This is a genomic window from Marinobacterium zhoushanense (assembly GCF_014641945.1).
Lineage (GTDB): Bacteria > Pseudomonadota > Gammaproteobacteria > Pseudomonadales > Balneatricaceae > Marinobacterium_D > Marinobacterium_D zhoushanense.
The window spans coordinates 269,485-294,617 of record NZ_BMIJ01000005.1 but is presented as its reverse complement, the minus strand read 5'-3'; the positions used below and the strand labels follow the sequence as shown (position 1 = coordinate 294,617).

Sequence of the window (25,133 nt, the reverse complement as noted above, 5' to 3'; positions counted from 1 at the left end):
CGTTGACTGACTGCCCAGGTCAATTTAGGGAACGATTATTCCATATCCCACCCGCTTTCTTTGCTCCCAACCCGGCCGTATAATCGCGCCCCATGGCAAAGACGAAAAAGACTCCGGGCGGAAACACCATCTGCCTCAACAAGCGCGCGAAGCACGAATATACTATCGACACCAAGTTCGAGGCTGGCCTGTCCCTGACCGGATGGGAGGTCAAGAGCCTGCGCGAGGGGCGTGCTCAACTGGTCGACTCCTATGTCGTATTCAAAAACGGCGAAGCTTGGCTGGTAGGTGCACACTTCACCCCACTGATCACTGCCTGCACGCATGTCGTTGCCGACCCACGACGCGATCGCAAGCTACTGCTCAACCGCAACGAATTGAACAAACTGATCGGCGCTGTCGAAGCTAAGGGCTACACCTGCGTCGCATTGGCACTGTATTGGAAAAACGGCCGCGTCAAATGTGAAATCGCGCTGGTGAAAGGCAAGAAACTGCATGACAAGCGCGCCGCCGAGAAGGAAAAAGACGCCAACCGCGAAAAGCAGCGCGCCATGGCGGTACACAACGCCTAGGGAAGGGAGAACCAATCCCCTTTCATGTTGTCTACCAATGGCGTAAACTTCGCGCTCTTATCCGGGGGTGACTTGGCTTCGACGCTGATTACGAACCCTTTGGTGCATGCCGAGAACGTGATGATTCTCGTAAATCCCTCATCACACTAGTTATAGTTGCAAACGACGATAACTACGCTCTAGCTGCTTAAGTCAGCTAGCGCCGCACTCTAAGGTGTCTGTAACTCAGAGGTTCGCGGTGTCATATGAGACAGAATCGCCCGGATGCTTCGCCTTAAGCTGAACGGTTAAAACTAAAAAGGCTCGCCCATAACACCCTGGCTCTCGGGTCGTGACGGGTTAATTAAATAGAGAAGCCTAAGCATGTAGATCTCGAGGCAGAGGATTGGCGGACGCGGGTTCGAAACCCGCCACCTCCACCAAAATACGATGCAAAAAAGCCTGTTTTACAGGCTTTTTTGTTGCCTGAATCATCCAAACACCCTCAAATTCCACCCAAGTGTCTCCGGATAGACGAAGACTACCTCACCGCTCCCGACCACGATCGGCGCAAAGTCCTCTGCTCGCCCCTCCGACCTCCTTCACCAAATGCGCCAGCCTTCGCACACTCGTGACAACCAGTTCTCACAATCGCCCCACAGCAACTATATTGAGACTGGACTTTCAGGACGCACGAAGCGCGCGTTATGGAATTAGGCGCCAGGCTTAAGGGACGACTCTCTGCTCTTATGCTGCGCTATTAAGAAGGGCAGATCCCTATGTATCTGGTCAAAGATCTGATTGACTGCCGCATCGTATTCTACTGGCTGGATGAAACTGGCTGCGAAGTCAGCCCCGAGCTATGTACTTTCCAGGACGCCGAAGAGTGGTGGAAAGCGCTCATGTTCGAGCGATACAGGGGTTACGAAAGACGCAAGTCGATCATTGATCGGCGCACCGATTTCGAGAAACGACAACGGATGGATAACTCCCACCGGTTCGCCTCTATCAATCCCTATGGTCGAAGAGTGACCGACCAGCCGATCAAAGTGGATATAGATCTCGCTGCTGAAAAGCTGCTGGAACTCACGGCGGAAAAGCGCCTCCTCTACTACATGACCACCTACGCTTCCACCCTGCGGGTCAATCGGCGCTCCTGAAGCCGCCTGAGCTCGGCTTCACAGACTGCCGGCTTGTAATACTCCATCCGAACACCTGTTTCTTGCGACGCCTCAAAAAACTTAGCCAAATTTTCGGGTTAAGATAGCCCCCTGAGACACCCCATTAGTGGTAGGGTAAAGCCCAGAGCTAAAGGAACGGCTCTATACCCCGATGCAGCGATAACAGGGAGGACACGTCGCTATGTATCTGATCAAGGACCTGCTGGACGGCCGGATCGTTTATTACTGGCTGAATGAAGTTGACCACCAGATAAGCCCCCATCTATCCACCCTGCAGCACGCCGAGGAGTGGTGGAAAGCCTATAAATTCGCGCGCTACGAGGGTGATGAGCGCCGGGCATCGGTGATCGACCGTCGATCCAACACGGAAAAGCGCCGTCGGATGGAGAGTTCAAACCGCTACACCTCCATTAACCCCTACGGTCGCAGAGCTACCGACATCCCCGTGAAGGTGCACCGAGATCTCGTGCCGGAAAAGCTGGTAAAACTGGCAGAAGGCTAAGGCTCCAGACCAATTTTATCCTGACAGGCAAGCGGTTTCCTGGCCGGGACTTTCAATCAGCTGAGGCTTTACTTGCATTTGGCCGCATAGCCACTCGCCTCATCCCCGGCTTTCGGGAACAGACCTTCGCAACCTCCCACGCCAAGCGCTGCACACAAGGCTGCTGCGCATTGCACTGAGACCGACAGCCGGCAAGCCAACCCTGGCCAGGCGCTGATCAACGACGGAGTTGCCAGCGCGACCAGCGCCAGTATCGAATGACGTACGGCCTGATCAAGCAACGGCTTCATGGGTTCTCCCCCGCATCAGGTGCAGAGGGTCGGCTGCGCCGTACCAGCCAGCGGAACAGCGCCAGTTGAGAGGGTAGGTAGATCAGGTATTCCGGATGCCACTGCACGCCGATAATCGGCTCACGCCGGATGTGCTCCACCGCCTGTGTCAATTGGTCCAGATCCCAGCCGACCACGGCCAGCCCCTCACCAGCCACCTTGATCGCCTGATGGTGCAGGCTGTTCACCCGCAGCCGGTTGGTGCCGCACACCTCCGCCAGATGGCTGTCGTTGGCGACCCGCACCTGTTTGGTGGGTAGCAGTCCGGGTCGGTTGTAGGTCAGTTGGCGCAGATGACGGATATCCTGATGCAGGGCACCGCCGAGCACCACATTGATCAGTTGCGCGCCTCGACAGATACCGAGCAGTGGAATTCCGTTCGCCAGCGCCTTGCGGATCCAGTCGATCTCGAGTTGATCGCGTTGCGGATCCAGCTTGACCTTGGCCTCCAGATCGCCCCCATAGTGCTCCGGGCTGATATCATCGCCACCGCCGATGATCAGGCCATCGGGCAGTCCTTCCAGCACCGGGTGGCGCACGCTGATGCGCTGCGGGATTCCGCCGCAGAGCCGCACGGCCAACGCCGCGCACCACCATCCCGGCGACCAGCGCCGGGCGTTACCGGTTATACCCACCCTTGGCTTGTCAGCCACTGCTGCATCCTCTCGATCCATTGTCGTCGGCTCACCCCCAACAGGGGCCGATGTGCCGCCCGATACTCGGCGGACAGCGTATTCAACGCCTCATCATCCTGCGCCAGCTGCTCGACGATCCACCAGGTATTCCAGCTGCTCGACAGGGCCCAGTCCGGCCGCTCGATGTGGCAGTTGGGTAACCGGTAGTGAAAGGTCGGACGGGACTTGATACGGGGATCATCGACCACCGCCCGGACCCGCTGCTCGTCGATATGGGCCAGCAGAGGCAGCAGGTCCAGTGCACGGTTTCGGGTGGCATTGTGCTGCAGATAGAGATCGAAGATCCGCTCCATGTCCAGCGCCTCCATGTCCAGTACCTCAAGTGTGTAGGACTCTGGATAGAGATCGATATAGGGGCTGATCTTGCGTGCCAGATTGACCTCATGACGCTCCACCAACCACCACTGCAACAGACAAAAAGCGCGCAGATAGGCGCTGAGCGTGGCCGCATCAAGCGCCGGAAGCTCGGGGTTGATATGCACGCCATAGGCCGCCACCAGCGACTCTTCGGTACCCTGGGCACCGGCCTCGCGCAAGGTCTTCACCAGCGGGTCCAACCGCTCCAGCTCGGCGATGGAGATCGGTGGACAGACCACCTCGACCGGCACCAGTACCTCGGCGGCCTGGCTCAGCGGTTGCGCCCAGTCCGGTCCCTCCGCACCGGCCTGCTCGGCGGCAACCCGTTTGAGAAAGTCCCAGTCCACCTCAACCTGAAATGTGCCGAGCCCGGGGACATCGATTCTCCGCTCTGCGGCGGTGCCCGCTCCGGGTGTCGCCTTCAGTGCCTGGCAAACGGCCGAAACCGCCCGCTCCAGACCGATCCCGGAGAACTCCAGCTCAAACCCGACCCGACGCCAACTGCCATCGGCTCGATGGGTCACGACCGGTTGTCGATAACGCGAACTGCTAGTCATCTTCTCTCGCTCTCGTCATTCGATGTTAGCGATTGGCATCGACCTCATCACAGCCGACTCAGGGTATGAGTGTCGTTGCCAACCCGGCACCCAGCCAGAGCATGGCCAGCCAAGACAACACCCGCAGCACCCTCTGTCCCAACGCCCCATCAGAGCCATTAGAGTGATGCGCATGATCATGGCCATGCTCATGGTCGGACTTGGCAGAGTGTTGCCACCAGAGCCAGCCCAGAATTGCGCTGACGCTCAGGAACAGCAGGTTCAACACCAAGCCGTAGTTCAGCTGAAACAGATCCAGCGTGCGCAGCCCGGCGTCCTGGCGCTGCGGCAGCAGATCCAATGCCCAAAAGCCGTAATGCAGCAGCAGAGCCGCACAGATCAGACAGGTCAGCAGAAGCAGCAGGATGTAGAGCGCCATCTTCCAGCCGTAGTAACGCGCATTGATCCGCAGCACCGGCAGCACCACCAGATCGGAGAAGATAAACGCCATGACACCGGCAAAACTGACTCCGTGGTCGAACAGCACAGCTGCCAGAGGGATGTTGCCCATGGAGCCGATGAAGGTGAAAAACGCCGCCACCGGTCCCGCCACCACCTGCGCCAGCACCTCGACAAACGACTGCTCGCCCGGCGCACCTCCCGCGCCGATGAACAGCATCTGGAAAAAGGCGTCGGGCACGAATGCGGCGATGATGCCAGCGACGGTAAAACCGATCAGTACATCCCGCCACACCATCTGCCACTCCATGACATACTTGGCCGCAATCGCCTCCCAGCCCGCGCGCGATAACAGCTGCGTATACCAGCTATCATGCTCATGGTTATGCTGATCCTGCGCGTCGTCGCCGCGCTGACGCGCCTGGCGAATCAGCTCGCCGGGGCGGGTCAGGCGGATGAACAACCAGGCCAGTCCAATCAGCAACAACCCACCGAGATACTCGCCAACGACAAACTGCCAGCTCAAAAACAGGGCGATCACCACCCCCAGCTCAATGACCAGATTGGTCGACGCCAACATGAACGCCAGCGCCGGTACCAAGCCCGCGCCCTTCTGAAACAGCGCCCGTGTGGTCGACAGCGCGGCAAAGCTGCAGGAGCTGGAGATAAAGCCGAAGAAGGTGCCCAGTGCCACACTGGTCGGCCCCGATTCGCCCATCATCCGCTGCATGCGCTCACGGGTCACCAGTACCTGAATCAGGCTCGAGATCAGATACCCCAGGGCAAACGCCCAAAACGCCATCCAGAAGAAGCCGATGCTGGTCAGTGCGGCCTGCTGCCAGGCCTGCAGAAAGTGAGACATACCATGTTCTGCCTTGTTCGCTGGGTGGTCGTGAAACCGCTCAGTGCGGACAATCAGCTATCAGTATGGTCGCTAATCGCGCGACTGTCAGACGCGGGGGCTGACCCACCGGCACAGCTGACAGGTCTTCGATGCTGACAAGCCGGTCATAGCGGGTACACTTAGGGCGACGAATGACAGCCTTACATCAGGAGGCAGTTTGGGGGCACTCGATGATACCCAGACCACAATTATGACGACCGCATTGACACCGCCACTGCCCTCCCCGGCCCTGATCGAAGCGCTCGACCAGCTCGGCACCACGGAGTTTTACGAGCCGTTCCTGAGTTGGTTGCACGATGCCTTCGGCACCGAGCAGTGCATGGTGTTCTTCTGCCGCGACGGTCAGAAGGTGTCGACGCTGCTGTACAAGGATTTCGCCGAGGATGAATCGGCCCGCGAACTGGCCGAGCGCTACGTCAGCGAGCGCCATTATCTGCAGGACCCAAATTTCGACACCCTGCGCACGGTGCAGGCCGGCGAGACACAGGTCGCCCGCCTCGACGACCTGACCACCGACATGAACCGGCGTTACCGCGAGGCGTTTTTCAAAACCCCGGGGTTTCTGGACAAGCTGGCGATCATCCGCGGCACCGGCAATGGCAACTTCTACATCAACCTTTACCGCCGCGCAGAGAAACTGGACGCCCGCTTTGACGACCCGGCGTTCACCCATCAGGCGACCCGACTGATCGCCGCCATGGTCAGCAAACATTTTCAGCTCAACGAGCAGTTGTTGCAGGAGGGTCCGCTGGCGTTCCTGTCCGAGCGGGAACAGCAGGTGTGCCGCGCGGTGCTGCGCGGCAAGAAGAACGAAGCGATCGCCGCCGAGCTGGATATCGCCGTCAGCAGCGTGATCACCTATCGCAAGCGCGCCTACGATAAGCTGGGCATCTCCAGCCGCGGCCAGCTGTTCGCCCTCTGCAGCTGAGCTCCGCCTTTTTTTGCTCCTGTTTGTCCCCAATTGTTGGGGACAGAGCTCCGGGTCCGATCGCCTTAAGCTGTTCTCCGTCAGGTTATAGCAATAACAACGGAGAACACGATGAAGCCCGAATCCCATATCCGCGAGAGAGGCCGCCCGTTCAACGGTGATGAGTTCCGCGCCAGCCTGCGCGACGGTCGCAAGGTCTACTACGGCGGCGAGCTGGTCGAGGATGTGACCTCCCACCCCGCGTTCCAGAACGCCTGCGACAGCGTGGCCAAGCTGTACGACGCCCTGCACGCACCGGAGACCCACCATAAGCTGTGTTGGCAGACCGACACCGGCAGCGGCGGTTACACGCACAAGTTCTTCCGCTACGCCCGCTCACGCGAAGAGCTGCTGGAGCAACGCGATGCGATTGCCGAATGGGCACGCATGAGCTACGGCTGGATGGGCCGCACCGCGGATTACAAGGCCGCGTTCGGCGACGTGCTCGGCGCCAACCCGGAGTTCTACGGTGATTTCGCCGGCAATGCCCGCACCTGGTACCAGCGGATCCAGGAGCACTGCCTCTACCTGAACCACGCCATCGTCAACCCGCCGATCGACCGCGATAAGCCCAGCGACGAGGTCAAGGATGTTTATGTCCATGTCACCCGCGAGACCGACGCCGGTATCTTCGTCAATGGCGCCAAGGTGGTGGCGACCAACTCGGCGCTGACCCACTACAACTTCATCGGCCAGACCGCAGTACAGGAGATCGGTGACGATCCGGACTTCGCCCTGCTATTCATCACCCCAATGAACGCCGACGGGGTCAAGCTGATCTCCCGCGTCTCCTATGAGAAGAACGCCACCGCTACTGCCTCCCCGTTCGATTACCCGCTGTCGTCGCGCTTCGACGAGAACGACGCGATTCTGATCCTGGAGGATGTTTTTATCCCCTGGGAGGATGTGCTGATCTACCGCGACAAGCAGAAGCTGATGCAGTGGGGCTTCGCCGCCGGTTTCGGCCGCCTCTACCCGCTGCAGGCGTGCACCCGTTTTGCGGTGAAGCTGGATTTCCTCGCCGGTCTGTTGGAGCAGGTGCTGGAGTGCACCGGCACTCTGGCGTTTCGCAACGTATCGGCGGAACTCGGCGAAGTGGTGGCTTGGCGCAACCTGTTCTGGTCGATCACCGATCACATGTGCCTGGCCGCCGAAGAGTGGAAGAGTGGCGCTTACCTGCCACCGACGGAATCGGCGTTCAACTACCGCACCTTTGCGCCGATGGCCTATGACAAGATCTTCCACATCATCAAAACCACTGCGGCCAGCGGCTTGATCTACCTGCCGGGAAGCAACCTGGACCTGAAGAATCCGGAGCTGAATGCAAACCTGGCGCGCTATTGTCGCGGCTCAGGCGATATTACGCATCTGGACCGGATCAAGATCATGAAGCTGATGTGGGACGCCATCGGCAGCGAGTTCGGTGGCCGTCACCACCTGTACGAGTTGAACTATGCCGGCGCCGCCGACGCGATCCGCGTTCAGTGCCTGGGCGCCGCCCGCGCCACCGGCGAGATGGCGAAAATGCGCAAGCTGTCGATCCGGTGCATGAGCGACTACAACCTGGATGGATGGACAAACAGCTAAGCCTACACCGCTAAAAAACCCCGTTATGGCCGTCCATAACGGGGTTTGTGTTACTTGGTTTCAGCCTCGCGTTAATGTCTGAAGCCGACCACCAGCTCATTCATCTGACCCGCTACACCGCGCAGTTTCTTCATCATGCTGGATGACTCCGAGGTCTCCTGCAGGCTGTGCGCCGAGATATCGGCGATGCTGGTGATCTGCCGGCCGATCTCTTCGGACACATGGGCCTGCTCCTCTACCGCCGTCGCCATCTGCAGCGACATATTGGCGATATTGGCCATCATCCCCGAGATCTGGGTGAGGATCTGCGTCGTCTCCTCGACATTACTCAGCCCCTCCTGGGCCCGGCTCTGCCCTTCGCTGGCCACCGCTACGGAGCTGTCGACGCTTCTGCGCAGCGTCGACAGGATCTGGTGGATCTCGGAGGTGGAGTTCTGGGTACGCTGCGCCAACTGCCGCACTTCGTCGGCAACTACGGCGAACCCCCGGCCATGCTCCCCGGCGCGGGCGGCTTCGATCGCCGCATTCAGCGCCAGCAGATTGGTCTGCTCGGCAATCTGTTCGATGATGCCGGCCGCATTGGCGATCAGGTGCGTCTGCTGAACCAGGTCACCAATCGCTTGGGCGATATCATCCACGGTGCGGCGCAGCTGGTCGATCGACGCCCTCGCCGTCAGTGCAAAGTCGTTGCCCGAGCGCGCCACCTGGTTGGCACTCTCTGCCTGGTGTGCGGTCTCCTGCACATGACCGGACACCTCATTGATCGTGGCGGTCATCTGATGCACCGCGGCGGCGACCTGCTCGGTGTCGTCCTGCTGGCGGCCAAGCGCTTCATACGAAGACTGCGACAGCGCCTGGGCGGACCGTGCCTCCTGCGCCACGCTTTTGGCGGCGTCCTCGATTCTGGTCAGCGCCGTTTCCAGGTGGGCCAGCTCACTGAGTATCGCCACCTGGAGCTCGCCTATTCCCCCCTGGTTGTCGGTATAGGTCGCCACCGCAACCGGGTGGCGGAAGGATTTCGCAACCAGCGCCAGGGTGCCGGCCAGTGCGCGTGTAATCGACAGCTGCTGAAGCCCCAGCGCTGCGACTGCACCGAGCGCCATCAGGACAAGCGCGGGAAGATAGAGTGTATTGAGCGCAAGAATCATTGCCGCCAGCAGCGCTGCGCCCAGAATCAACCAATGTGGCATGGGCAGCCTGAACGACAGCGCGGCCTTACCCCGGTTCAGGCGGTCGTAGACTCGCTGTGCCCGCTCTACGTCGGCCCGCTGCGGACACACCCGCACCGATTCGTAGCCAACGATCTTGCCACGCTCGGTGATCGGCGTGACATAGGCGTTCACCCAGTAGTAGTCACCGTTCTTGCAGCGGTTTTTCACCAGCCCCATCCAGGGCTTGCCCGCCTTCAGATGTTCCCACATGATGCTGAACGCCTGCGGCGGCATATCCGGGTGGCGCACCAGATTATGCGGCTTACCGATCAGCTCCTCCCTGGAAAAGCCGCTGACCTCGATAAACGCCTGATTGCAGTGCACGATCACGCCCTTGGCATCGGTGGTCGAGATCAGTTTCTGTTCGGGTTCAAAACGTCGTTCCTGTGCGGTAACCGGCTTATTGATGCGCATCCTGTGCTCCCTGTTCCCTTGGTTTGACGACCAATACAACAACTTTAGCCCGCAATCAGAAAAAAGTTGTTACACCCCGACAATTTTCTCAGGAGGCGTCAGAGCGGCTCCCGGACAGCATCGGCGCCGGTTGCACCTGGGCCGCCAGCTCGGTCAGGTACCTGAGGATATCGAGCGTGGTCACGACACCGCACAGGCTTTTACCCTCGGTAATGAAGATACGGTGAATCCCCTTTTCACACAGGATTTCCGCCAGTTTCATCACCGGTGTCGACGTCGGTGCGGAGATAATCGACGGGGTCATGATCTCGCTGACCCTATGGCTCAGATGCGGGTTGCCCTCCTTGAGCCCCAGGTCATCGACACTGGTTCCCTCCAGCGCACTGTAGTAGTAATCCGACATCGGATTCTCACCGGGACTGTGTTCAGACTTGCCATCGAAGGTCAGGATATCGGTCAGGCTGACCACGCCGACCAGCTCCTTGTTGTCGCACAGCACCGGGGCACCGGTAATACGGTAACGGATAAAGAAATCGATCAGCGTCTGCAACGACCAATGCTCCTCCGCCGTGAGCAGGTCGCGGGACATGATATCGGTAGCGACTAGCTGTGAATGGGAACTCATGATCTGGCTCCTCATACTGTTTCAGACCGGGCGACCTCCCGATAGCGTGATCCCGGCCAGGGGGTTAGCACTTCGCTAGTCAGTCTGGCACAAAACTGCGGCTCCAGCTGTTTTGCGCTGACTTTTCCGCTACCCCCCGGTTACCGGCGGAAAGAATGCGATCTCATCACCGTCGCAGATCCTCTGCTCAGGGCCACACACCTCCTGATTGACCGCAGTGACTACCGGCGTCGCGGTTAGAGCCCTCAACCAGCACTCATCGCGCTCTGTGCCCAGATGCTCGATCAGCTCGGCCAGCGTGGTGACTTGGGCCGGCAGCGCAATATGCTCCTCATCCCGGGCCAGCTGCTCGCGCAGGCTGGCAAAGTACTTCAGTATCAGCACAGCTCACACTCTGGCTGCGTCAGCTCGCTCAAATGCTTGAGAATATCCAGCGTGGACACCACACCGCACAGCCTCTTGCCGTCGGTGATGAAGATGCGGTGGATCGCCTTATCGCACAGGATCGCGGCCAGTTCGGTGACTGGCGTCGAGGAGGGCGTCGAGATGATCGCAGGTGTCATGATCTCACTGACCAGATGGCTCAGGTGCGGGTTCGACTCCTTGATACCGAGTTCATCGATGCTGGCCCCGTCCAGAGACGAGTAGTAGTACTGCGCCATCGGATTTTCGCTGGGTGTGTGTGCGGTGATGGCATCGAACTTGAGCAGATCGGACAAGCTGACCACACCGATCAGCTCCTGTTTATCGGACAGTACCGGAGCGCCGGTGATCTTATGTTTGATAAAGAACTCGATCAGCGTCTGCAACGACCAGTGAGCCTTTGCGGTAAGCAGATCGCGGGACATGATATCGGCTGCAACGAGAGACTTGGGTATAGCCATGGTATCGATCCTCTTGTTGTGGAAAGGTCGGCCCCATAGGGCTGAGTTCACATTCCCACAGCACCTACAGGGCGACCATATCTCGGAAGTGGTACAGCTAGGCCCGACCGATCCAATTATTGATCCAGGTTAAGTTTTCGCGCGCAGAGGCGCCGCGGCGCGCACCGGTCGCGGAACAGGATGGCACTTGATATCGGTCAATCAGCGTGGCGAAACGATCGGCTAGAGTTCGGGTACACTCACCCAAGCCAATCTGCAGGTACCCGAATGACGCTTCTCTCCACCGATACCCTGCCCCAGGTCGAACTCGATTTTATGAACGAGGATCATGCCGAGGCCGGCGCACTGATCAACCTTCTCAATGCAGCGCTCGATCAACTGGCCAGCGGTGCCAGCCAGGACCGTACAGCAGTCACTGCGCTACTGGATCAGTTCTATGAGCATAACCGCGACCATTTCGCGCATGAGCAGGCGGAGATGGAGCGTACCGGATTTCCCGCCTACCCGGTGCACAAGGGCGAGCATGAGCGTGTACTGGAGGAGTTCAACGCGGTGATCGAAGAGTGGCGAGAGGGTATGCCGGCAGCGTCCTTGCAGAATTACCTGGCCGACAGCGTCGTACCCTGGTTTATCAACCATATCAACACCATGGACAGCGTCACCGCGATGTTTATCGAGCGTCAGGGGTAAAACCCGGTCCCTCGCCTATCTTAAGCACTGGCCCGGAGCTGCTCCGGGCTGTTCAGATTGAGCAGGCGATGGGCCTGCTCATCCACCGCCAGCCGCATGACCGGGTGCTGGGCATACCAGCGCCCCACCGCCTGTTGCCCTGATTCGAGCCAGAGATCCAGGCTGTCGCGATAGCGGCAGGGGATCACCGCGTGCAGGTAGTGCGGTTGCCCCTCGCTCCGCAGATGCACGATATGCGCGGGGTTGCGTCGGGCGACGTCGATCAGGCTACGCACCAGATCGCCGCTGATCAGCGGCGTATCGCAGGGCAGCACCAGCAGATGACCGATCTCCGGTTCCAGAGCCGCCATCGCCGCCTGAATACCGCTTAGCGGTCCATTGAAGCCGGCCTGGCGATCCTGTACCAGCGGCACCCCGAGGCGGGCGTACTCCAGCGGGTTGCGGTTGCAGCTGATCAGCACCTGCGTCACCTCCGCCTGTGCCGCCACCAGGCTCCAGCTCACCATCGGCACCTGGCGAAACGGCACCAGCCCCTTGTCACATCCGCCCATGCGCCGCCCCTGCCCGCCGGCCAGGATCACCGCGGCAAGCGCCGTCATACCGGTTTCACTTACTCCGCTCATCCTGTCAGTCCAGTACGCCGTGGAAGGGATAGAAGTTCAACAGCTGCCCCGGCGCCACACGCTCGCCGGCGGGGATCAGCAGCAGCCCCCCGGCCCGAATCGCCGAGCTGAGTACGCCGGAGCTCTGGTTATCCAGCGGTGCCGCCTGCAGCCCCGCCTCGCCCTGCACCAGCCGGGCGCGGATAAACTCGTCGCGTGGAATGGCCCGTTCGCGGCCAAATCCGGCCGGCAGCTGGAAGCAGCTCGGTTGCAGTGCCGTGCAGCCCTGCATTTTCAGCAAATAGGGCCGGGCCAGCATCAGGAAGGTGACCAGCACCGCCGCCGGATTACCGGGCAGACCGATGAACGGCGTCGTACCGACGCGACCATAGGCCAGCGGCTTGCCGGGTTTGATTGCCATGCGCCAAAGGCCAAGCTCGCCCAAACTCTGCACCGCCGCCTTGACGTGGTCCTCCTCGCCCACCGAGACGCCGCCACTGCTCAGGATCAGGTCGCTCTGCTGTGCCGCCAGCGCCAGCGCATCGCGGGTGGTCGCCAAGCTGTCTTCGACCACACCGGAGAAGATCACGTCGACGCCGAGCGGCTCCAGCAGGCCCTTGAGGGTGAAGTAATTGGAGTTGTAGATCTTACCCGGCTGGTTCGGCTGCCCCGGCATCAGCAGTTCGTCACCTGTGTTCAGCACCGCCACCCTGAGGCGACGGTATACCGGCACACGATCGATACCCACCGACGCGATTACCCCCAGATGACGGGCATCGAGCCGCGTCCCGGCCGGCACCGCACACTGGCCGGGACGGATATCCTGGCCGGCAGGGCGGATATGATCGCCGGTCTGAGGCCGGCGGTTGAGCTGCACATATTCACCCTGCTGTTCGCACTGCTCCTGCATGATCACCGCATCGGCACCGGGCGGAATCTCCGAGCCGGTGAAGATGCGCGCCGCCGTACCGGGCTGCAGCGGCTGCCCCTGGGCACCGGCGGGTATACGCTGGCTGACTGGCAGCCGCAGATCCTCCGGCAGGCCCGCGGTGTTGACGGCATATCCGTCCATGGCGCTGTTGTCCGCCGGTGGCACGGCAATGGAGGACAGCAGATCCTGCGCCAGTACCCGGCACCGCGCCTGTTCAACGCCAACCGACTCGGTCTCGACCAGCGGCCGGACATCGGCCAGCAGGCGTTCGAGCGCCTGGCTCAGCGGCATCAGCTCGCCGCTATCGCAGCCGCAACCGCTCATGATCGCGGCCCGCAGGCGCTAACCGCATCGGGCAGCACCATCTCGACGAAGTTGCAGGGACGGTGACGCGCATCGAGCTGTTCGCGGATCACCCGCTCCCAGGCGGTACGGCAGGCCTTGGGCGAGCCGGGCATGGCGAAGATCACCGTGCGATTGGCCACCCCGGCTACGGCGCGGGACTGGATGGTGGAGGTGCCGATCTCCTCGTAGGAGAGCTGACGGAACAGCTCTCCGTAGCCCTCGATCTGTTTATCGAACAGCGGCAACAGCGCTTCCGGTGTATTGTCACGCGGCGTGAAGCCGGTGCCGCCGGTAACCAGGATCACCTGGACAGCGGCATCGGCGATCCACTGCGACACCTGCGCCCGCAGCTGGTAGATATCGTCGGGCCGGATCTGGCGATCGGCCAGGCGATGTCCGGTCTCCTCCAGCGCCGCGTGCAGGGTATCACCCGAGCTGTCGGTGTCCCGGGTGCGGGTGTCCGACACCGTCAGTACCGCGATATTGAGCGGCACGAACACCGCGTTCTCTTTTGCATGTCCCATCACTGCTATCCTCAAAAATCTATTCAGCAGTACTGATCCAGATTCAGGATCTCGATCAGAGCTTCAACATGGGCAGCGACCTTCGCTACCTCGTCGGCGTCGGCTTTACGCCCAATACGTTTCTTGTAGCCCTGCTCGTACAAGCGCACATGCTCATCCGGCTCGATCTCACAGTTGGCCAGACAGGCAGCCGTACAATGCAGCGGGCATCCGTCGATGGCGATGATCGGCCGACCCGAGCGGGCGACCCGGACCAGCGCCTGCACCCCGCCGCCGACGCCGGAGATGCAGGACATCTCCGCCTTACCCTGATGATCCAGCCGTACGGCCACATCGTTGGCCAACTGCGCCACATCGGAGCAGCCGGAGCAGGCGTAGACCAGCGGCAGATCCCGACGCTTCGTCATACCGCCCACTGCCTTAAGCCAGCCACGCTGGGTATGGTCAGCATGCCGCCATTCACCTGCAGCAGGCCCTTGTGTTTCAGTGCCGCGATCACCCGCGAGAAGGTTTCCGGCTGCATCGCCAGCCGTGCCGCGATCAGTTGCTTGGAGACCGGCAGCTCAACCACCACCCGTCCGCTCTCCCCCTTATCCACCAGGTCGAGGATAAAGCGGGCCACGCGGTGCGCCGCGTCCTGCTGGGTCAGCGTTTCGATCTCCGCCATGCTGCGCTGCAGGCGTGCGGCCATCGCGGCCATGACGCCGAAACAGCTGTCCACCGACTGCCGCAGCAGGTGCTGATAGACATGAGCATTAAGGGCCAGCAGGCAGCTCGCCTCAATGGCACTGGCATTGGCCGGGTAGTGCTGCTCAGACATGAACATGGCCGCTTCGGCCACCGGATCGTTTCGCCCCAGTACACTGATCACGATCTCCCGTCCGCTGGCGGAGATACGGAAGAACTTGATACGTCCCGTCAGTACGATGAACACCCGCTCGGCGGCATCGCCCTGCTGAAACAGGCTCTCCCGTGGTTGCAGGTCGATCAGCCGGGCTGATGCCATCAGCTCGCTGAACTGGCGCTCGTCCAGCGCCGACAGCAGTAGGTGCTGTCGCACCTGCTTGGTCCAGTGCGTTTGAAGCTCAACATGAGTCGCTCTCCATCCCATGGCTCTATCCACCTGTCATGTTCATGAAACGCAATACCTGGGGCGCATCGCGATCGGCAAAGCTGTGTCCTGATGGTTTGTGGCGTATCGCCTCTCGCACCCTCTTCTCGATCCGATTTTTCTCGCCGGGATAACGGCGCAGAATGTCGCGCAGGTCCACCGAGTGTTCCTGTCCCAGGCAGAGCAGCAGGCGTCCCTCGGCAGTCACCCGCAGGCGGTTGCAGCTGTCGCAGAAGTTATGGCTGTGTGGAGAGATGAAGCCGACCCTGCCCGGCAACCCGGCAATACGGTAATAGCGGGAGGGACCACCGGTGCGGTCGGTGCAGGGCATCAGTTGATAGCGGGTTTCAATCTCCCGTTTCACATCATCGCTGGAGCAGTAGGCCTGACGGCGGTCGTGGCTGTAGACCCGGCCCAGCGGCATCTCTTCGATATAACTGATATCGATGCCGCGTGACTGGGCAAAGGCCAACAGCGGATGGATCTCGTCATCGTTGTGGCCCTGCATGATGACGCTGTTCAACTTGATGCGCTCGAAACCGGCGGCCACGGCCGCGTCGATACCGGCGAGCACCTGGCACAGTTTGCTGCGCCGGGTCATCGCCGCGAAGCGCTCCGGTTTCAGGCTGTCCAGGCTGATATTGAGTCGCTTCAGGCCCGCTTCCTTCAGTGGCCTGGCCAGGCGATAGAGTTGCGAGCCGTTGGTGGTCATCACCACCTCGTCCAGTCCCGGCAGCGATGCCAGGCGCGCCACCAGGTCGACAATCCCCCGGCGCATCAGCGGCTCACCGCCGGTCAGGCGGATCCGCCTGACCCCCATCTCGACGAAGGAGCGGGCCAGGGTCTCCAGCTCTTCCAGCGACAGGATGCGGGCACGGGGTAGAAACTGCACATCCTCGGCCATGCAGTAGACACAGCGGAAGTCGCAGCGGTCGGTTACCGACAGGCGGATGTAGTCGATCTTTCTACCCAGGCCATCGATCAGGCCGCTGTCTGCTTCAGTCATCGCTCTGTTCCTCCGCTACAGGTAGGAAAATTATTGCTACCCGGCTCAGGCCCACCTATTCCTCTATGGAGGTAGTTCGGGCCGCTATGGAGTGATTAATTGATCTGGCGCAAGAAGAGGGCGGTGTGCGTCAGATGCTCAATGCTTCCCGTTGCAGCGAGTAGATCGCCGGCATATTGGCGACACAGTCGATATCCACTTTCAGGTCCTTGATCAGGCCGTCTTCGATGCTGTAGATCCAGCCGTGTACCGCCAGCGGCTGACCGCGACGCCAGGCCTTCTGCACGATGCTGGTGTGGCAGACGTTCTCCACCTGCTGCAGCACGTTCAGCTCGCACAGTCGGTTGATCCGGCGCTCCTCGTCCGGTTCGGCATCGAGTATCTCGCGGCAGTGAAACCCTATATCTTTAATATGGCGCAGCCAGTTGCCGATCAGGCCGTAATCCTGGTTGCTCAGCGCGGCGCGCACGCCGCCGCAGCCGTAATGACCGCAGACAATGATGTGCTTCACCTTCAGTATCTGTACGGCGAACTGGATCACCGACAGGCAGTTCAGATCGGTATGCAGCACCAGGTTGGCGACATTGCGGTGCACGAACAGCTCGCCCGGCAGCATGCCGACGATCTCATTGGCCGGCACCCGGCTGTCGGAGCAACCGATCCACAGGTACTCCGGACTCTGCTGCGCCGCCAACTGCTTGAAGAAACCGGGCTGCTCCCGCTCGATGCGTGCAGCCCAGTCCCGATTGTTGCCTAACAGGTCGGTCAACATCGCGACCTCCTCCGCTTTGTTCTACTGCACCAGCAGGGAGTCGGCCCCCTGCACGGCTATCCCCTCGATCTCGGCATCGGCAACCAGCAGCTGGATATACTGGTTTACGGCCCGGCGGTAGTTGCGCTCGATCAGGTAGGCACGGATGCGGCGTTCCACCGCCTCGTAGGGCAACGGCTCACCCTCGACACGCTTGTCGATGCGGGTGACATGAAATCCGTAACGGCTCTCCAGCGGCCTCGCCGCCAGCCCCTCCGGCAGGGTAAAGATCTGGCGCTCGAACTCGTCCACGGTCTGGCCCTTGTCGATCTGGCCCAGTTCGCCACCGAGCTCCTTCGACGGGCAGTCGGAGTGCTGGCGGGCGATCTCGGCAAACAGCTCGGGATCGCGCTGCAACGCTTCGATCAGCACCTCCGCCTGCACCTTGCGCTTGGCGCGTTGCTCCAGATCGTCCGGCGCCGCCGCCAGCAGGATATGGGATACCGCCACCAGCGGCTGGGTACAGAATTTGTCGCGATTAGCTTCAAAGTAGTGGTAACACACCTCGTCGGTGGCCTGAGGCAGATCGACCTCCCGCTCGATCAACTGCAGGATCAACGCCTCTTCATCAAGGTCGCCATCTTCCGTCTTCGCCACCTCCAGCCCCAGCGCCTCCGCCCGCTGCATCAGCAGCTCGCGGATCACCAGCGCCTGCACCGCCTGGGCCCGGGAGGCTTGCAGCGACTCCGCCGGGTAGTACTGAATCTCCTGCGCGATACGCTGCTCGTCCAGGCTTTTGCCGTTGACGATCACCGCATCGAACTCGGGCCGATCCTCGTTCACCATGGTCAGCTCGATCATCTGCATAGCGGGTACCTCATATTCTGCTGGGGTTAGATCGGGGGGCTTACGCCCCCCTTACCCAAACGTCTCGGGAAGGGTCCAACGTTCGGGTAAACCGGCTTAGCGCTGGCGCACAATCTGATAGTTACGGGCGAAGTACTTCACCGGTACGCTCCAGATATGCACCATGCGGGTGAAGGGGAACACCACGAACATGGTCAGGCCGATAAAGATGTGCAGTTTGTACACCAGCCCCACCTCGGCCAGATGGCTCGCGGCATCGGCCTGGAAGGTAACCAGCCCCTGAGCCCAGTGCGCCAGATCGATCATCACGCCGCCATCCAGATGCTGCATCGCGAACGGGATGGTCAGCAGGCCGAGACTGACCTGGACGAACAGCAGCGCAATGATGAACAGGTCCGCCTTGGTGCCGGTGGCACGCACACGCGGATCGGTCAGACGACGCTTGAGCAGCAACAGGGCACCGATCCAGCAGGAGATCCCCGCCAAACCGCCGACGATGATCGCCATCAGCTGCTTGTTGCCGGCGGAGATGAACGGCGCATACAGGGCATGCGGCGTCAGCAGGCCGACCAGATGACCGAAGAAGATCACCAGCACGCCGACATGGAACAGGTTGCTGGCGCGGCGGAACCCTTTCGAGTTCAGCATCTGGCTGGAGCTTGCGCGCCAGGTGTACTGCTCGCGGTCGTAGCGGATCCAGCTGGCGATCAGGAAGATCGCGCCGGCGATGTAAGGGTAAACGCCAAATAACAGATCGTTCAGATAAGACATTTTCTCTTCTCCCCGGACTCAGAATGAACCCGCAGTTTCGCTACAGACCGGCTGGGCACCCTGAAGATGCAGCGGTCGCACCTGGTCCAGCTCCCGGCGGCGCTGGGCGATCACGCCGTCGCCGCACTCCTGGGCACTGTTCTCGGTGAAGCGCACCATTTCCTCCTCCCACACCTGATCCAGCGCCTCGGGCGTATCGTCGCGTGCCTCGGCGGCCACCTTGTCGCGCAGCTCCTCACGCTCCTGTTCGATTTCGATGCCGGCCAGCCCCAACAGGGACTCGAACAGCACCGCGTAGTCGCTGTCGCGCTGGCGCAGCCGCTCCTCCAGCAGCACCAGAATATGCGCCACGTCGGCCAGCCACTTGCGTGCCTCGGATTCCGGCCGTTGGGCCAGGAACTCGAGGAACAGCGGCAGGTAGTCCGGTAGCTCACGGACGTTGATCTGGAACCCTTCGCGCTCGTAGATCGCCATCAGGTCCACCATCGCCTGGCCGCGGTCGCGGCTCTCGCCGTGCACGTGCTCGAACAGCAGCAGCGACAGCGAACGGCCACGATCGAACAGCGCCACATAGTTCTCCTGGGCGTCGAGCAGATCGGTTTTGCTCAGCCGGTCGATGAACCGCACCAGCTTGTCGTACAGCGGTTGCGGCAGGTGCGTGTCGGCACGCACCGCGTCGATCAGCGCCACGCGGGCCTCGACCAGCTCGCGCTCCGGATAGCCCAGCAGGGCCGAGATCACATTCAGGCTACGCATCTTCCACCTCCGTATCGCGCAGCAGCTTCGGATCCACCTGCTGCACGCTGCCGATCTTCTCGACCATGGTGACGTTCTGCTTCTTGGCGCCGAACAGGTTGAACTCGCTCTCGCCACCGGCGCAGCCGTTGCCGAAACTGAATCCGCAACCGTTGCGTTCGGGGAAGGCTTCCTTGGCCAGCTCGCGGTGGCTGGTCGGAATGACGAAGCGGTCCTCGTAGTTGGCGATCGCCAAGTAGCGGTACATCTCCTTGGCCTGATGCTCGGTGAGACCGGCGTCTTCCAGTACCTGCAGGTTGATCTTGCCTTCGACCTGTTCGTCACGCTTGTAGGCGCGCATCGCCAGCAGCTTCTTCAGCGCGGCGACCACCGGCTTCTCGTCACCGGCGGTGAGCAGGTTGGCCAAGTACTTGACCGGGATCCTCAGGCTGTCCACATCCGGAATCGCGCCATTCATGCCGATCTTGCCGGCGTCGGCGGCGGACTGGATCGGGCTCAGCGGCGGCACGTACCAGACCATCGGCAGGGTGCGGTATTCCGGGTGCAGCGGCAGTGCCAGCTTCCAGTCCATCGCCAGCTTGTACACCGGTGAGTTCTGCGCCGCCTTGATCACGCTGTCGGTAACACCGTCGCGACGGGCCTGCTCGATCACCGCCGGGTCATGCGGGTCAAGGAAGATCTCCAACTGCTTCTGGTACAGGTCCTGCTCGTTGCCGGAGGCGGCCACTTCGGCGATGCGGTCGGCATCGTAGAGCATCACGCCGAGGTAGCGGATACGGCCGACGCAGGTCTCAGAGCAGACGGTGGGCATGCCGGACTCGATACGCGGGTAGCAGAAGATGCACTTCTCGGATTTACCGGTCTTCCAGTTGTAGTAGATCTTCTTGTACGGGCAGCCGGACACGCACATGCGCCAGCCGCGGCACTTGTCCTGGTCGATCAGCACGATGCCATCCTCGTCGCGCTTGTAGATCGCGCCGGAGGGGCAACTGGCGACACAGGCCGGGTTCAGGCAGTGCTCGCACAGGCGCGGCAGGTACATCATGAAGGTGTTCTCGAACTGGCCGTAGATATCCTTCTGTACGTTGTCGAAGTTCCGGTCTTTCGAGCGTTTCTTGAACTCGGTACCGAGGATCTCCTCCCAGTTCGGGCCCCACTCGATCTTCTTCATGCGCTGGCCGGTGATCAGCGAACGTGGCCGCGCCACCGGCTGGTGCTTGCCCTCGGGAGCGTTGTGCAGGTGCTGGTAGTCAAAGTCGAACGGCTCGTAGTAGTCGTCGATCTCCGGCAGGTCCGGGTTGGCGAAGATGTTCGCCAGTACCCGCCACTTGCCGCCGATGCGCGGTTCGATGCTGCCGTCGGCCTTGCGACGCCAGCCGCCGTTCCACTTGTCCTGGTTCTCCCACTCTTTCGGGTAGCCGATACCGGGCTTGGTCTCGACGTTGTTGAACCAGGCGTACTCCATCCCCTCGCGGGAGGTCCAGACGTTCTTGCAGGTGATCGAGCAGGTGTGGCAGCCGATACACTTGTCGAGGTTCAACACCATGCCGACTTGAGAACGGATTTTCATTGTGCGGCCTCCTGAACAGGATCCTGTACATAGTCGTTGTTCTCGCCATCCAGCCAGTCGATGTTCTTCATCTTGCGTACGATGACGAACTCGTCACGGTTGGAACCGACGGTGCCGTAGTAGTTAAAGCCGTAGGACTGCTGCGCGTAGCCACCGATCATGTGGGTCGGTTTCGGGCAGGCGCGGGTCACCGAGTTGTGAATACCGCCGCGGGTGCCGGAGGTTTCCGCGCCCGGTACGTTCACGATGCGCTCCTGGGCGTGGTACATCAGCGTCATCCCCTCGTTGACCCGCTGGGAGACCACGACACGGGCAGCGATGGCGCCGTTGGTGTTGAAGATCTCAACCCAGTCGTTGTCCTCGATGCCGACCTTGGCCGCATCCACCTCGGACATCCAGATGATCGGACCGCCGCGCGACAGCGTCAGCATGATCAGGTTGTCGCTGTAGGTGGAGTGGATGCCCCACTTCTGGTGCGGGGTGATCCAGTTCAGCGCGATCTCCGGGTTGCCGTTGGACTTGTGGTTCAGCATCGGTTTGACCGACTTGGTGTTGATCGGCGGCCGGTACACCAGTAGGCTCTCGCCGAAGTCACGCATCCACTGGTGATCCTGGTAGTACTGCTGACGACCGGTCAGGGTGCGCCAGGGGATCAGCTCATGCACGTTGGTGTAGCCGGCATTGTAGGAGACGTGCTCATCTTCCAGGCCAGACCAGGTCGGCGAGGAGATGATCTTGCGCGGCTGCGCCTGCACGTCGCGGAAGCGGATCTTCTCCTCCTCCTTCGGCAGCGCCAGGTGGGTGTGGTCGAGGCCGGTGGCCTTGCCCAGCGCTTCCCAGGCCTTCACCGCCACCTGACCGTTGGTCTCCGGCGCCAGCGCCAGGATCATCTCGGCAGCATCGATGGCGGTCTCCAGCTTGGCGCGGCCCTCGCTGGCACCCGGTTGGGTGTGGGTCCAGTTCAGTTGCTTGAGCAGCTCAACCTCTTTCTTGGTGTCCCAGTTGATCCCCTTGCCGCCGTTACCGGCGGATTCCAGCAGCGGACCGACCGAGGTGAAGCGGGCATAGGTGTTGGGGTAGTCACGCTCGACCAGGGCCAGGTTCGGCATGGTCTTGCCCGGTACCGGGTCGCACTCGCCTTTTTTCCAGTCTTTCACATCATAGGGCTGGGCCAGCTCGCCGGCGGTGTCGTGCAGCAGCGGCACGGTGACCAGATCCTGCTCCACGCCCAGGTGACCGACGCAGACCTCGGAGAACTTCTGTGCGATCCCCTTGTAGATATCCCAGTCGGAACGCGCTTCCCAGGCCGGGTCGGTGGCCGCGGAGAGCGGGTGGATGAACGGGTGCATATCCGAGGTGTTGAGGTCGTCCTTCTCGTACCAGGTGGCGGTGGGCAACACGATGTCGGAGTAGAGGCAGGTGGTGGACATGCGGAAGTCCAGTGTCACCAGCAGGTCGACCTTGCCTTCGGCGCCCTGATCGTGCCACTTCACCTCTTCCGGCTTGTGACCGCCCTCTTCACCCAGGTCCTTGCCCAGCACCGAGTGGTTGGTGCCGAGCAGGTACTTGAGCATGTACTCATGGCCCTTGCCGGAGGAGCCGAGCAGGTTGGAGCGCCAGATGAACATGTTGCGCGGGAAGTTCTGCGGGTTGTCCGGATCCTCGGCCGCGAAGCCAAGCTTGCCGCTCTTAAGCTGCTCGACCGCATACTCCTGCGGCGTCTTGCCGGCGGCCTGCGCCGCCTTGGTCAGATGCAGCGGGTTGGTGTTCAGTTGCGGTGCCGACGGCAGCCAGCCCATGCGCTCGGAGCGCACGTTGAAGTCGATCAGGCTACCGCTGTACTTGGACCTGTCGGCCAGCGGGGAGAGGATCTCACTCACCTCAAGCTTCTCGTAGCGCCACTGGTTGGAGTGGTTATAGAAGAAGGAGGTGCCGTTCATGTGCCGCGGTGGACGCTGCCAGTCGAGACCGAACGCCAGCGGCAACCAGCCGCACTGCGGACGCAGCTTCTCCTGCCCCACATAGTGCGCCCAGCCGCCACCGGTCTGGCCGATGCAGCCGCACATCACCAGCAGGTTGATCAGGCCACGATAGTTCATGTCCATGTGGTACCAGTGGTTCATACCGGCACCGACGATGATCATAGAGCGACCCTTGGTCTTGTCCGCGGTATCGGCGAACTCGCGGGCGATGTTGATCACCACGTTGCGGTCGACACCGGTGATCTGCTCCTGCCAGGCCGGGGTGTAAGGCGCGTTGTCATCGAAGCTCTTGGCCACGAAATCGCCGCCCAGGCCGCGGTCGACACCGTAGTTGGCCAGCATCAGGTCACCCACGGTGACCAGCAGCGACTCGCTGCCATCGGCCAGTTTGACCCGCTTGGCCGGCAGGTTGTGATGAATCACATCGCTGAACACGTTGTTGGTGAAGTACTCGTTCTCCACCCCACCGAAGTAAGGGAAGCCCACCGATACCACCTCGTCGTGGTTGTCGATCAGGCTCAGCGCCAGCTGGGTGCCACGACCCTCGCCGCCCTCCTTCTCCTCGATGTTCCACTTGCCCTGCTCGCCCCAGCGGAAGCCGATGGAGCCGTTGGGCACCACAAACTGATTGCTGCTGGTGTCGAAGGCGACGGTTTTCCAGTCCGGGTTGTTGTCCTGGCCCAGGTTGGCATCGAAGTCGGCGGCGCGGATAAAGCGACCGGCGGCATAGGAGCCGTCGTCACGCTTGTCCAGCTGCACCAGGAACGGCATGTCGCTGTACTTGCGCGCGTAGTCGTTGAAGTAGGCGCTGGGCTTGTCGACGTAGAACTCCTTCAGGATCACGTGGCCCATCGCCATCGCCATCGCCGCGTCGGTGCCCTGCTTCGGATTCAGCCACTGGTCGCACAGCTTGGCGACCTCGGAGTAGTCCGGCGTTACCGCCACAGTCTTGGTGCCCTTGTAGCGCACCTCGGTGAAGAAGTGGGCATCCGGGGTACGGGTCTGGGGTACGTTGGAGCCCCAGGCGATGATGTAGTTGGAGTTGTACCAGTCGGCCGATTCCGGCACGTCGGTCTGCTCGCCCCAGGTCATCGGCGACGCCGGCGGCAGGTCGCAGTACCAGTCGTAGAAGCTCAGGCAGGCACCGCCGATCAGCGACAGGTAACGGGCGCCGGCGGCATAGGAGACCATCGACATGGCCGGGATCGGCGAGAAGCCGATCACACGGTCGGGGCCGTACTGCTTGATGGTGTAAGTGTTGGACGCGGCGATGATCTCGTTGACCTCGTCCCAGTTCGAACGCACGAAACCGCCCTGGCCGCGTACCGACTTGTAGGATCTGGCCTTGTCCGGATTCTCAACGATGCAGGCCCAGGCTTCCACCGGGTCCTGGTGTGTCAGCCGCGCTTCGCGCCACAGCTGCAGCAGGCGCTTGCGGATGGTCGGGTACTTCAGCCGGTTGGCGCTGTAGATATACCAGGAGTAGCTGGCACCACGGGGGCAGCCGCGCGGCTCGTGGTTGGGCAGGTCGGGCCGGGTACGCGGGTAGTCGGTCTGCTGGGTCTCCCAGGTGATCAGACCGTTCTTGACGTAGATCTTCCAGCTGCAGGAACCGGTGCAGTTCACACCGTGGGTGGAACGCACGATCTTGTCGTGCTGCCAGCGCTGGCGGTAACCATCCTCCCAGTCACGGTTCTCGTCCGTGGTCTGGCCGTGGTTGCCGGCGAAGCTCTGCGGCTTCTTCTTCAGATATCTGAGTCGATCAAGCAAATGGCTCATATTAGGTCTCCTGAAACCTCTTGCTCAGGACAGGATTCATCACGGCGATGTATCCCTCTGGATTTTCCGGCCTGTCGGGTAACCCCGGCGCTAACCGGCCTTTGCTGGTCTGCTCGCGGGGGCGCACTACCTCGTTGCAGTGCGTCCTGCGGTTTACTGTGTGGGAGTGAAAGTACGGCAGCGGCGGCCAACCGATGTTGATCTGGGTCAACGCTGGAAAAGGGGCGCTAGGCGTGCAAAATGGCA

26 protein-coding genes and 1 other RNA gene are annotated in these 25,133 nt (G+C 61.3%); 7 read left to right on the top strand and 20 right to left on the bottom strand.

Features of this window, described 5'->3' with window-relative positions:
• Positions 1–92: 92 nt before the first annotated feature.
• The 4 genes from smpB to IEX40_RS13630 all read left to right on the top strand — a co-directional run bounded on the left by smpB (position 93) and on the right by IEX40_RS13630 (position 2,234).
• On the top strand, positions 93–572 hold the full coding sequence (gene smpB / locus IEX40_RS13645) for an SsrA-binding protein SmpB (protein ID WP_188749185.1): 480 nt from the start codon (positions 93–95) through the stop codon (positions 570–572).
• A gap of 63 nt (positions 573–635) precedes the next feature.
• Positions 636–994, top strand: a transfer-messenger RNA (tmRNA) gene (gene ssrA / locus IEX40_RS13640).
• A 336-nt stretch (positions 995–1,330) separates the two neighbouring features.
• Positions 1,331–1,711 carry a hypothetical protein gene (locus IEX40_RS13635; RefSeq protein ID WP_188749184.1) on the top strand — a complete coding sequence of 127 codons (381 nt, stop codon included), beginning with the start codon at positions 1,331–1,333 and terminating at the stop codon, positions 1,709–1,711.
• Positions 1,712–1,913: 202 nt separating this feature from the next.
• Positions 1,914–2,234, top strand: coding sequence for a hypothetical protein (locus tag IEX40_RS13630; RefSeq protein WP_188749182.1), 321 nt, complete (start codon positions 1,914–1,916; stop codon positions 2,232–2,234).
• Between the two features lie 68 nt (positions 2,235–2,302).
• Here IEX40_RS13630 and IEX40_RS13625 read toward each other — a convergent pair whose 3' ends face one another.
• Genes IEX40_RS13625 through IEX40_RS13610 form a run of 4 tightly spaced genes read right to left on the bottom strand, consistent with a single transcriptional unit; the run spans position 2,303 to position 5,472 of the window.
• The gene (locus tag IEX40_RS13625; RefSeq protein WP_188749180.1) at positions 2,303–2,524 is read right to left on the bottom strand and encodes a hypothetical protein; all 222 of its coding nucleotides are present in this window, start codon (positions 2,522–2,524) and stop codon (positions 2,303–2,305) included.
• Positions 2,521–3,216 carry a gamma-glutamyl-gamma-aminobutyrate hydrolase family protein gene (locus tag IEX40_RS13620; RefSeq protein ID WP_188749178.1) on the bottom strand — a complete coding sequence of 232 codons (696 nt, stop codon included), beginning with the start codon at positions 3,214–3,216 and terminating at the stop codon, positions 2,521–2,523. The genes IEX40_RS13625 and IEX40_RS13620 overlap by 4 nt, the downstream gene beginning before the upstream one ends.
• Positions 3,189–4,172, bottom strand: coding sequence for an amidoligase family protein (locus IEX40_RS13615; RefSeq protein ID WP_188749176.1), 984 nt, complete (start codon positions 4,170–4,172; stop codon positions 3,189–3,191). Before IEX40_RS13615 ends, IEX40_RS13620 begins: the two co-directional genes overlap by 28 nt.
• 58 nt (positions 4,173–4,230) lie before the next feature.
• Positions 4,231–5,472 carry a permease gene (locus tag IEX40_RS13610; RefSeq protein ID WP_188749173.1) on the bottom strand — a complete coding sequence of 414 codons (1,242 nt, stop codon included), beginning with the start codon at positions 5,470–5,472 and terminating at the stop codon, positions 4,231–4,233.
• 199 nt (positions 5,473–5,671) lie between these two features.
• Between IEX40_RS13610 and IEX40_RS13605 the strand changes: the two genes are divergently transcribed.
• Together IEX40_RS13605 and IEX40_RS13600 are read left to right on the top strand one after the other, a co-directional pair.
• Positions 5,672–6,442 carry a helix-turn-helix transcriptional regulator gene (locus IEX40_RS13605; protein ID WP_229680761.1) on the top strand — a complete coding sequence of 257 codons (771 nt, stop codon included), beginning with the start codon at positions 5,672–5,674 and terminating at the stop codon, positions 6,440–6,442.
• A gap of 111 nt (positions 6,443–6,553) precedes the next feature.
• Positions 6,554–8,068 carry a 4-hydroxyphenylacetate 3-hydroxylase N-terminal domain-containing protein gene (locus IEX40_RS13600; RefSeq protein ID WP_188749172.1) on the top strand — a complete coding sequence of 505 codons (1,515 nt, stop codon included), beginning with the start codon at positions 6,554–6,556 and terminating at the stop codon, positions 8,066–8,068.
• A gap of 71 nt (positions 8,069–8,139) precedes the next feature.
• On the opposite strand, the gene IEX40_RS13595 is transcribed toward IEX40_RS13600, so the two are convergent.
• From IEX40_RS13595 to IEX40_RS13580, 4 genes are all read right to left on the bottom strand, one after another.
• On the bottom strand, positions 8,140–9,693 hold the full coding sequence (locus IEX40_RS13595; RefSeq protein WP_188749170.1) for a methyl-accepting chemotaxis protein: 1,554 nt from the start codon (positions 9,691–9,693) through the stop codon (positions 8,140–8,142).
• Positions 9,694–9,781: 88 nt separating this feature from the next.
• The gene (locus tag IEX40_RS13590; RefSeq protein WP_188749168.1) at positions 9,782–10,318 is read right to left on the bottom strand and encodes a CBS domain-containing protein; all 537 of its coding nucleotides are present in this window, start codon (positions 10,316–10,318) and stop codon (positions 9,782–9,784) included.
• A gap of 129 nt (positions 10,319–10,447) precedes the next feature.
• Positions 10,448–10,702, bottom strand: coding sequence for a molybdopterin converting factor subunit 1 (gene moaD / locus IEX40_RS13585; RefSeq protein WP_188749166.1), 255 nt, complete (start codon positions 10,700–10,702; stop codon positions 10,448–10,450).
• Entirely contained in the window at positions 10,696–11,202 is a 507-nt protein-coding gene (locus IEX40_RS13580) for a CBS domain-containing protein (protein WP_188749164.1), read from the bottom strand. The genes moaD and IEX40_RS13580 overlap by 7 nt, the downstream gene beginning before the upstream one ends.
• Before the next feature lie 267 nt (positions 11,203–11,469).
• Here IEX40_RS13580 and IEX40_RS13575 point away from each other — a divergent pair, with 267 nt between their 5' ends.
• The gene (locus tag IEX40_RS13575; protein ID WP_188749162.1) at positions 11,470–11,892 is read left to right on the top strand and encodes a bacteriohemerythrin; all 423 of its coding nucleotides are present in this window, start codon (positions 11,470–11,472) and stop codon (positions 11,890–11,892) included.
• 20 nt (positions 11,893–11,912) lie between these two features.
• On the opposite strand, the gene mobA is transcribed toward IEX40_RS13575, so the two are convergent.
• From mobA to IEX40_RS13515, 12 genes are all read right to left on the bottom strand, one after another.
• Entirely contained in the window at positions 11,913–12,515 is a 603-nt protein-coding gene (mobA, locus tag IEX40_RS13570; RefSeq protein ID WP_188749160.1) for a molybdenum cofactor guanylyltransferase MobA, read from the bottom strand.
• A gap of 4 nt (positions 12,516–12,519) precedes the next feature.
• Positions 12,520–13,749 (bottom strand): molybdopterin molybdotransferase MoeA, encoded by a 1,230-nt coding sequence (locus IEX40_RS13565; protein ID WP_188749157.1) that lies wholly within the window; start codon positions 13,747–13,749, stop codon positions 12,520–12,522.
• Complete coding sequence (gene moaB, locus IEX40_RS13560) at positions 13,746–14,294, bottom strand: molybdenum cofactor biosynthesis protein B (protein ID WP_188749155.1); 549 nt, start codon at positions 14,292–14,294, stop codon at positions 13,746–13,748. Before moaB ends, IEX40_RS13565 begins: the two co-directional genes overlap by 4 nt.
• 23 nt (positions 14,295–14,317) lie before the next feature.
• Positions 14,318–14,701, bottom strand: a complete 384-nt coding sequence (locus IEX40_RS13555; protein ID WP_188749152.1) for a putative zinc-binding protein — start codon at positions 14,699–14,701, stop codon at positions 14,318–14,320.
• Entirely contained in the window at positions 14,698–15,354 is a 657-nt protein-coding gene (locus IEX40_RS13550) for a Crp/Fnr family transcriptional regulator (protein WP_188749150.1), read from the bottom strand. The genes IEX40_RS13555 and IEX40_RS13550 overlap by 4 nt, the downstream gene beginning before the upstream one ends.
• A 55-nt stretch (positions 15,355–15,409) precedes the next feature.
• Positions 15,410–16,411, bottom strand: a complete 1,002-nt coding sequence (gene moaA, locus IEX40_RS13545; RefSeq protein ID WP_188749148.1) for a GTP 3',8-cyclase MoaA — start codon at positions 16,409–16,411, stop codon at positions 15,410–15,412.
• Positions 16,412–16,541: 130 nt separating this feature from the next.
• On the bottom strand, positions 16,542–17,183 hold the full coding sequence (can, locus tag IEX40_RS13540; RefSeq protein ID WP_188749146.1) for a carbonate dehydratase: 642 nt from the start codon (positions 17,181–17,183) through the stop codon (positions 16,542–16,544).
• A gap of 21 nt (positions 17,184–17,204) precedes the next feature.
• On the bottom strand, positions 17,205–18,029 hold the full coding sequence (locus IEX40_RS13535) for a peptidylprolyl isomerase (protein ID WP_229680760.1): 825 nt from the start codon (positions 18,027–18,029) through the stop codon (positions 17,205–17,207).
• A gap of 96 nt (positions 18,030–18,125) precedes the next feature.
• Positions 18,126–18,800, bottom strand: a complete 675-nt coding sequence (narI, locus tag IEX40_RS13530) for a respiratory nitrate reductase subunit gamma (protein ID WP_188749144.1) — start codon at positions 18,798–18,800, stop codon at positions 18,126–18,128.
• Positions 18,801–18,818: 18 nt separating this feature from the next.
• Entirely contained in the window at positions 18,819–19,556 is a 738-nt protein-coding gene (gene narJ / locus IEX40_RS13525; protein ID WP_188749142.1) for a nitrate reductase molybdenum cofactor assembly chaperone, read from the bottom strand.
• The gene (gene narH, locus IEX40_RS13520) at positions 19,549–21,126 is read right to left on the bottom strand and encodes a nitrate reductase subunit beta (RefSeq protein ID WP_188749141.1); all 1,578 of its coding nucleotides are present in this window, start codon (positions 21,124–21,126) and stop codon (positions 19,549–19,551) included. The genes narJ and narH overlap by 8 nt, the downstream gene beginning before the upstream one ends.
• Complete coding sequence (locus IEX40_RS13515; RefSeq protein WP_188749139.1) at positions 21,123–24,887, bottom strand: nitrate reductase subunit alpha; 3,765 nt, start codon at positions 24,885–24,887, stop codon at positions 21,123–21,125. The genes narH and IEX40_RS13515 overlap by 4 nt, the downstream gene beginning before the upstream one ends.
• Positions 24,888–25,133: the final 246 nt, after the last annotated feature.

Bases quoted from the DNA above. Each gene is read 5' to 3' on its own strand.
- IEX40_RS13515 (WP_188749139.1), bottom strand. From the start codon at position 24,887: ATGAGCCATTTGCTTGATCGACTCAGATATCTGAAGAAGAAGCCGCAG.
- mobA (WP_188749160.1), bottom strand. From the start codon at position 12,515: ATGAGCGGAGTAAGTGAAACCGGTATGACGGCGCTTGCCGCGGTGATC.
- IEX40_RS13625 (WP_188749180.1), bottom strand. From the start codon at position 2,524: ATGAAGCCGTTGCTTGATCAGGCCGTACGTCATTCGATACTGGCGCTG.
- IEX40_RS13630 (WP_188749182.1), top strand. From the start codon at position 1,914: ATGTATCTGATCAAGGACCTGCTGGACGGCCGGATCGTTTATTACTGG.
- narJ (WP_188749142.1), bottom strand. From the start codon at position 19,556: ATGCGTAGCCTGAATGTGATCTCGGCCCTGCTGGGCTATCCGGAGCGC.
- IEX40_RS13615 (WP_188749176.1), bottom strand. From the start codon at position 4,172: ATGACTAGCAGTTCGCGTTATCGACAACCGGTCGTGACCCATCGAGCC.
- IEX40_RS13595 (WP_188749170.1), bottom strand. From the start codon at position 9,693: ATGCGCATCAATAAGCCGGTTACCGCACAGGAACGACGTTTTGAACCC.
- IEX40_RS13590 (WP_188749168.1), bottom strand. From the start codon at position 10,318: ATGAGTTCCCATTCACAGCTAGTCGCTACCGATATCATGTCCCGCGAC.
- IEX40_RS13580 (WP_188749164.1), bottom strand. From the start codon at position 11,202: ATGGCTATACCCAAGTCTCTCGTTGCAGCCGATATCATGTCCCGCGAT.
- moaA (WP_188749148.1), bottom strand. From the start codon at position 16,411: ATGACTGAAGCAGACAGCGGCCTGATCGATGGCCTGGGTAGAAAGATC.
- narH (WP_188749141.1), bottom strand. From the start codon at position 21,126: ATGAAAATCCGTTCTCAAGTCGGCATGGTGTTGAACCTCGACAAGTGT.
- IEX40_RS13575 (WP_188749162.1), top strand. From the start codon at position 11,470: ATGACGCTTCTCTCCACCGATACCCTGCCCCAGGTCGAACTCGATTTT.
- IEX40_RS13555 (WP_188749152.1), bottom strand. From the start codon at position 14,701: ATGACGAAGCGTCGGGATCTGCCGCTGGTCTACGCCTGCTCCGGCTGC.
- IEX40_RS13600 (WP_188749172.1), top strand. From the start codon at position 6,554: ATGAAGCCCGAATCCCATATCCGCGAGAGAGGCCGCCCGTTCAACGGT.
- can (WP_188749146.1), bottom strand. From the start codon at position 17,183: ATGTTGACCGACCTGTTAGGCAACAATCGGGACTGGGCTGCACGCATC.
- IEX40_RS13610 (WP_188749173.1), bottom strand. From the start codon at position 5,472: ATGTCTCACTTTCTGCAGGCCTGGCAGCAGGCCGCACTGACCAGCATC.
- smpB (WP_188749185.1), top strand. From the start codon at position 93: ATGGCAAAGACGAAAAAGACTCCGGGCGGAAACACCATCTGCCTCAAC.
- narI (WP_188749144.1), bottom strand. From the start codon at position 18,800: ATGTCTTATCTGAACGATCTGTTATTTGGCGTTTACCCTTACATCGCC.
- IEX40_RS13635 (WP_188749184.1), top strand. From the start codon at position 1,331: ATGTATCTGGTCAAAGATCTGATTGACTGCCGCATCGTATTCTACTGG.
- IEX40_RS13535 (WP_229680760.1), bottom strand. From the start codon at position 18,029: ATGCAGATGATCGAGCTGACCATGGTGAACGAGGATCGGCCCGAGTTC.
- IEX40_RS13565 (WP_188749157.1), bottom strand. From the start codon at position 13,749: ATGAGCGGTTGCGGCTGCGATAGCGGCGAGCTGATGCCGCTGAGCCAG.
- moaB (WP_188749155.1), bottom strand. From the start codon at position 14,294: ATGGGACATGCAAAAGAGAACGCGGTGTTCGTGCCGCTCAATATCGCG.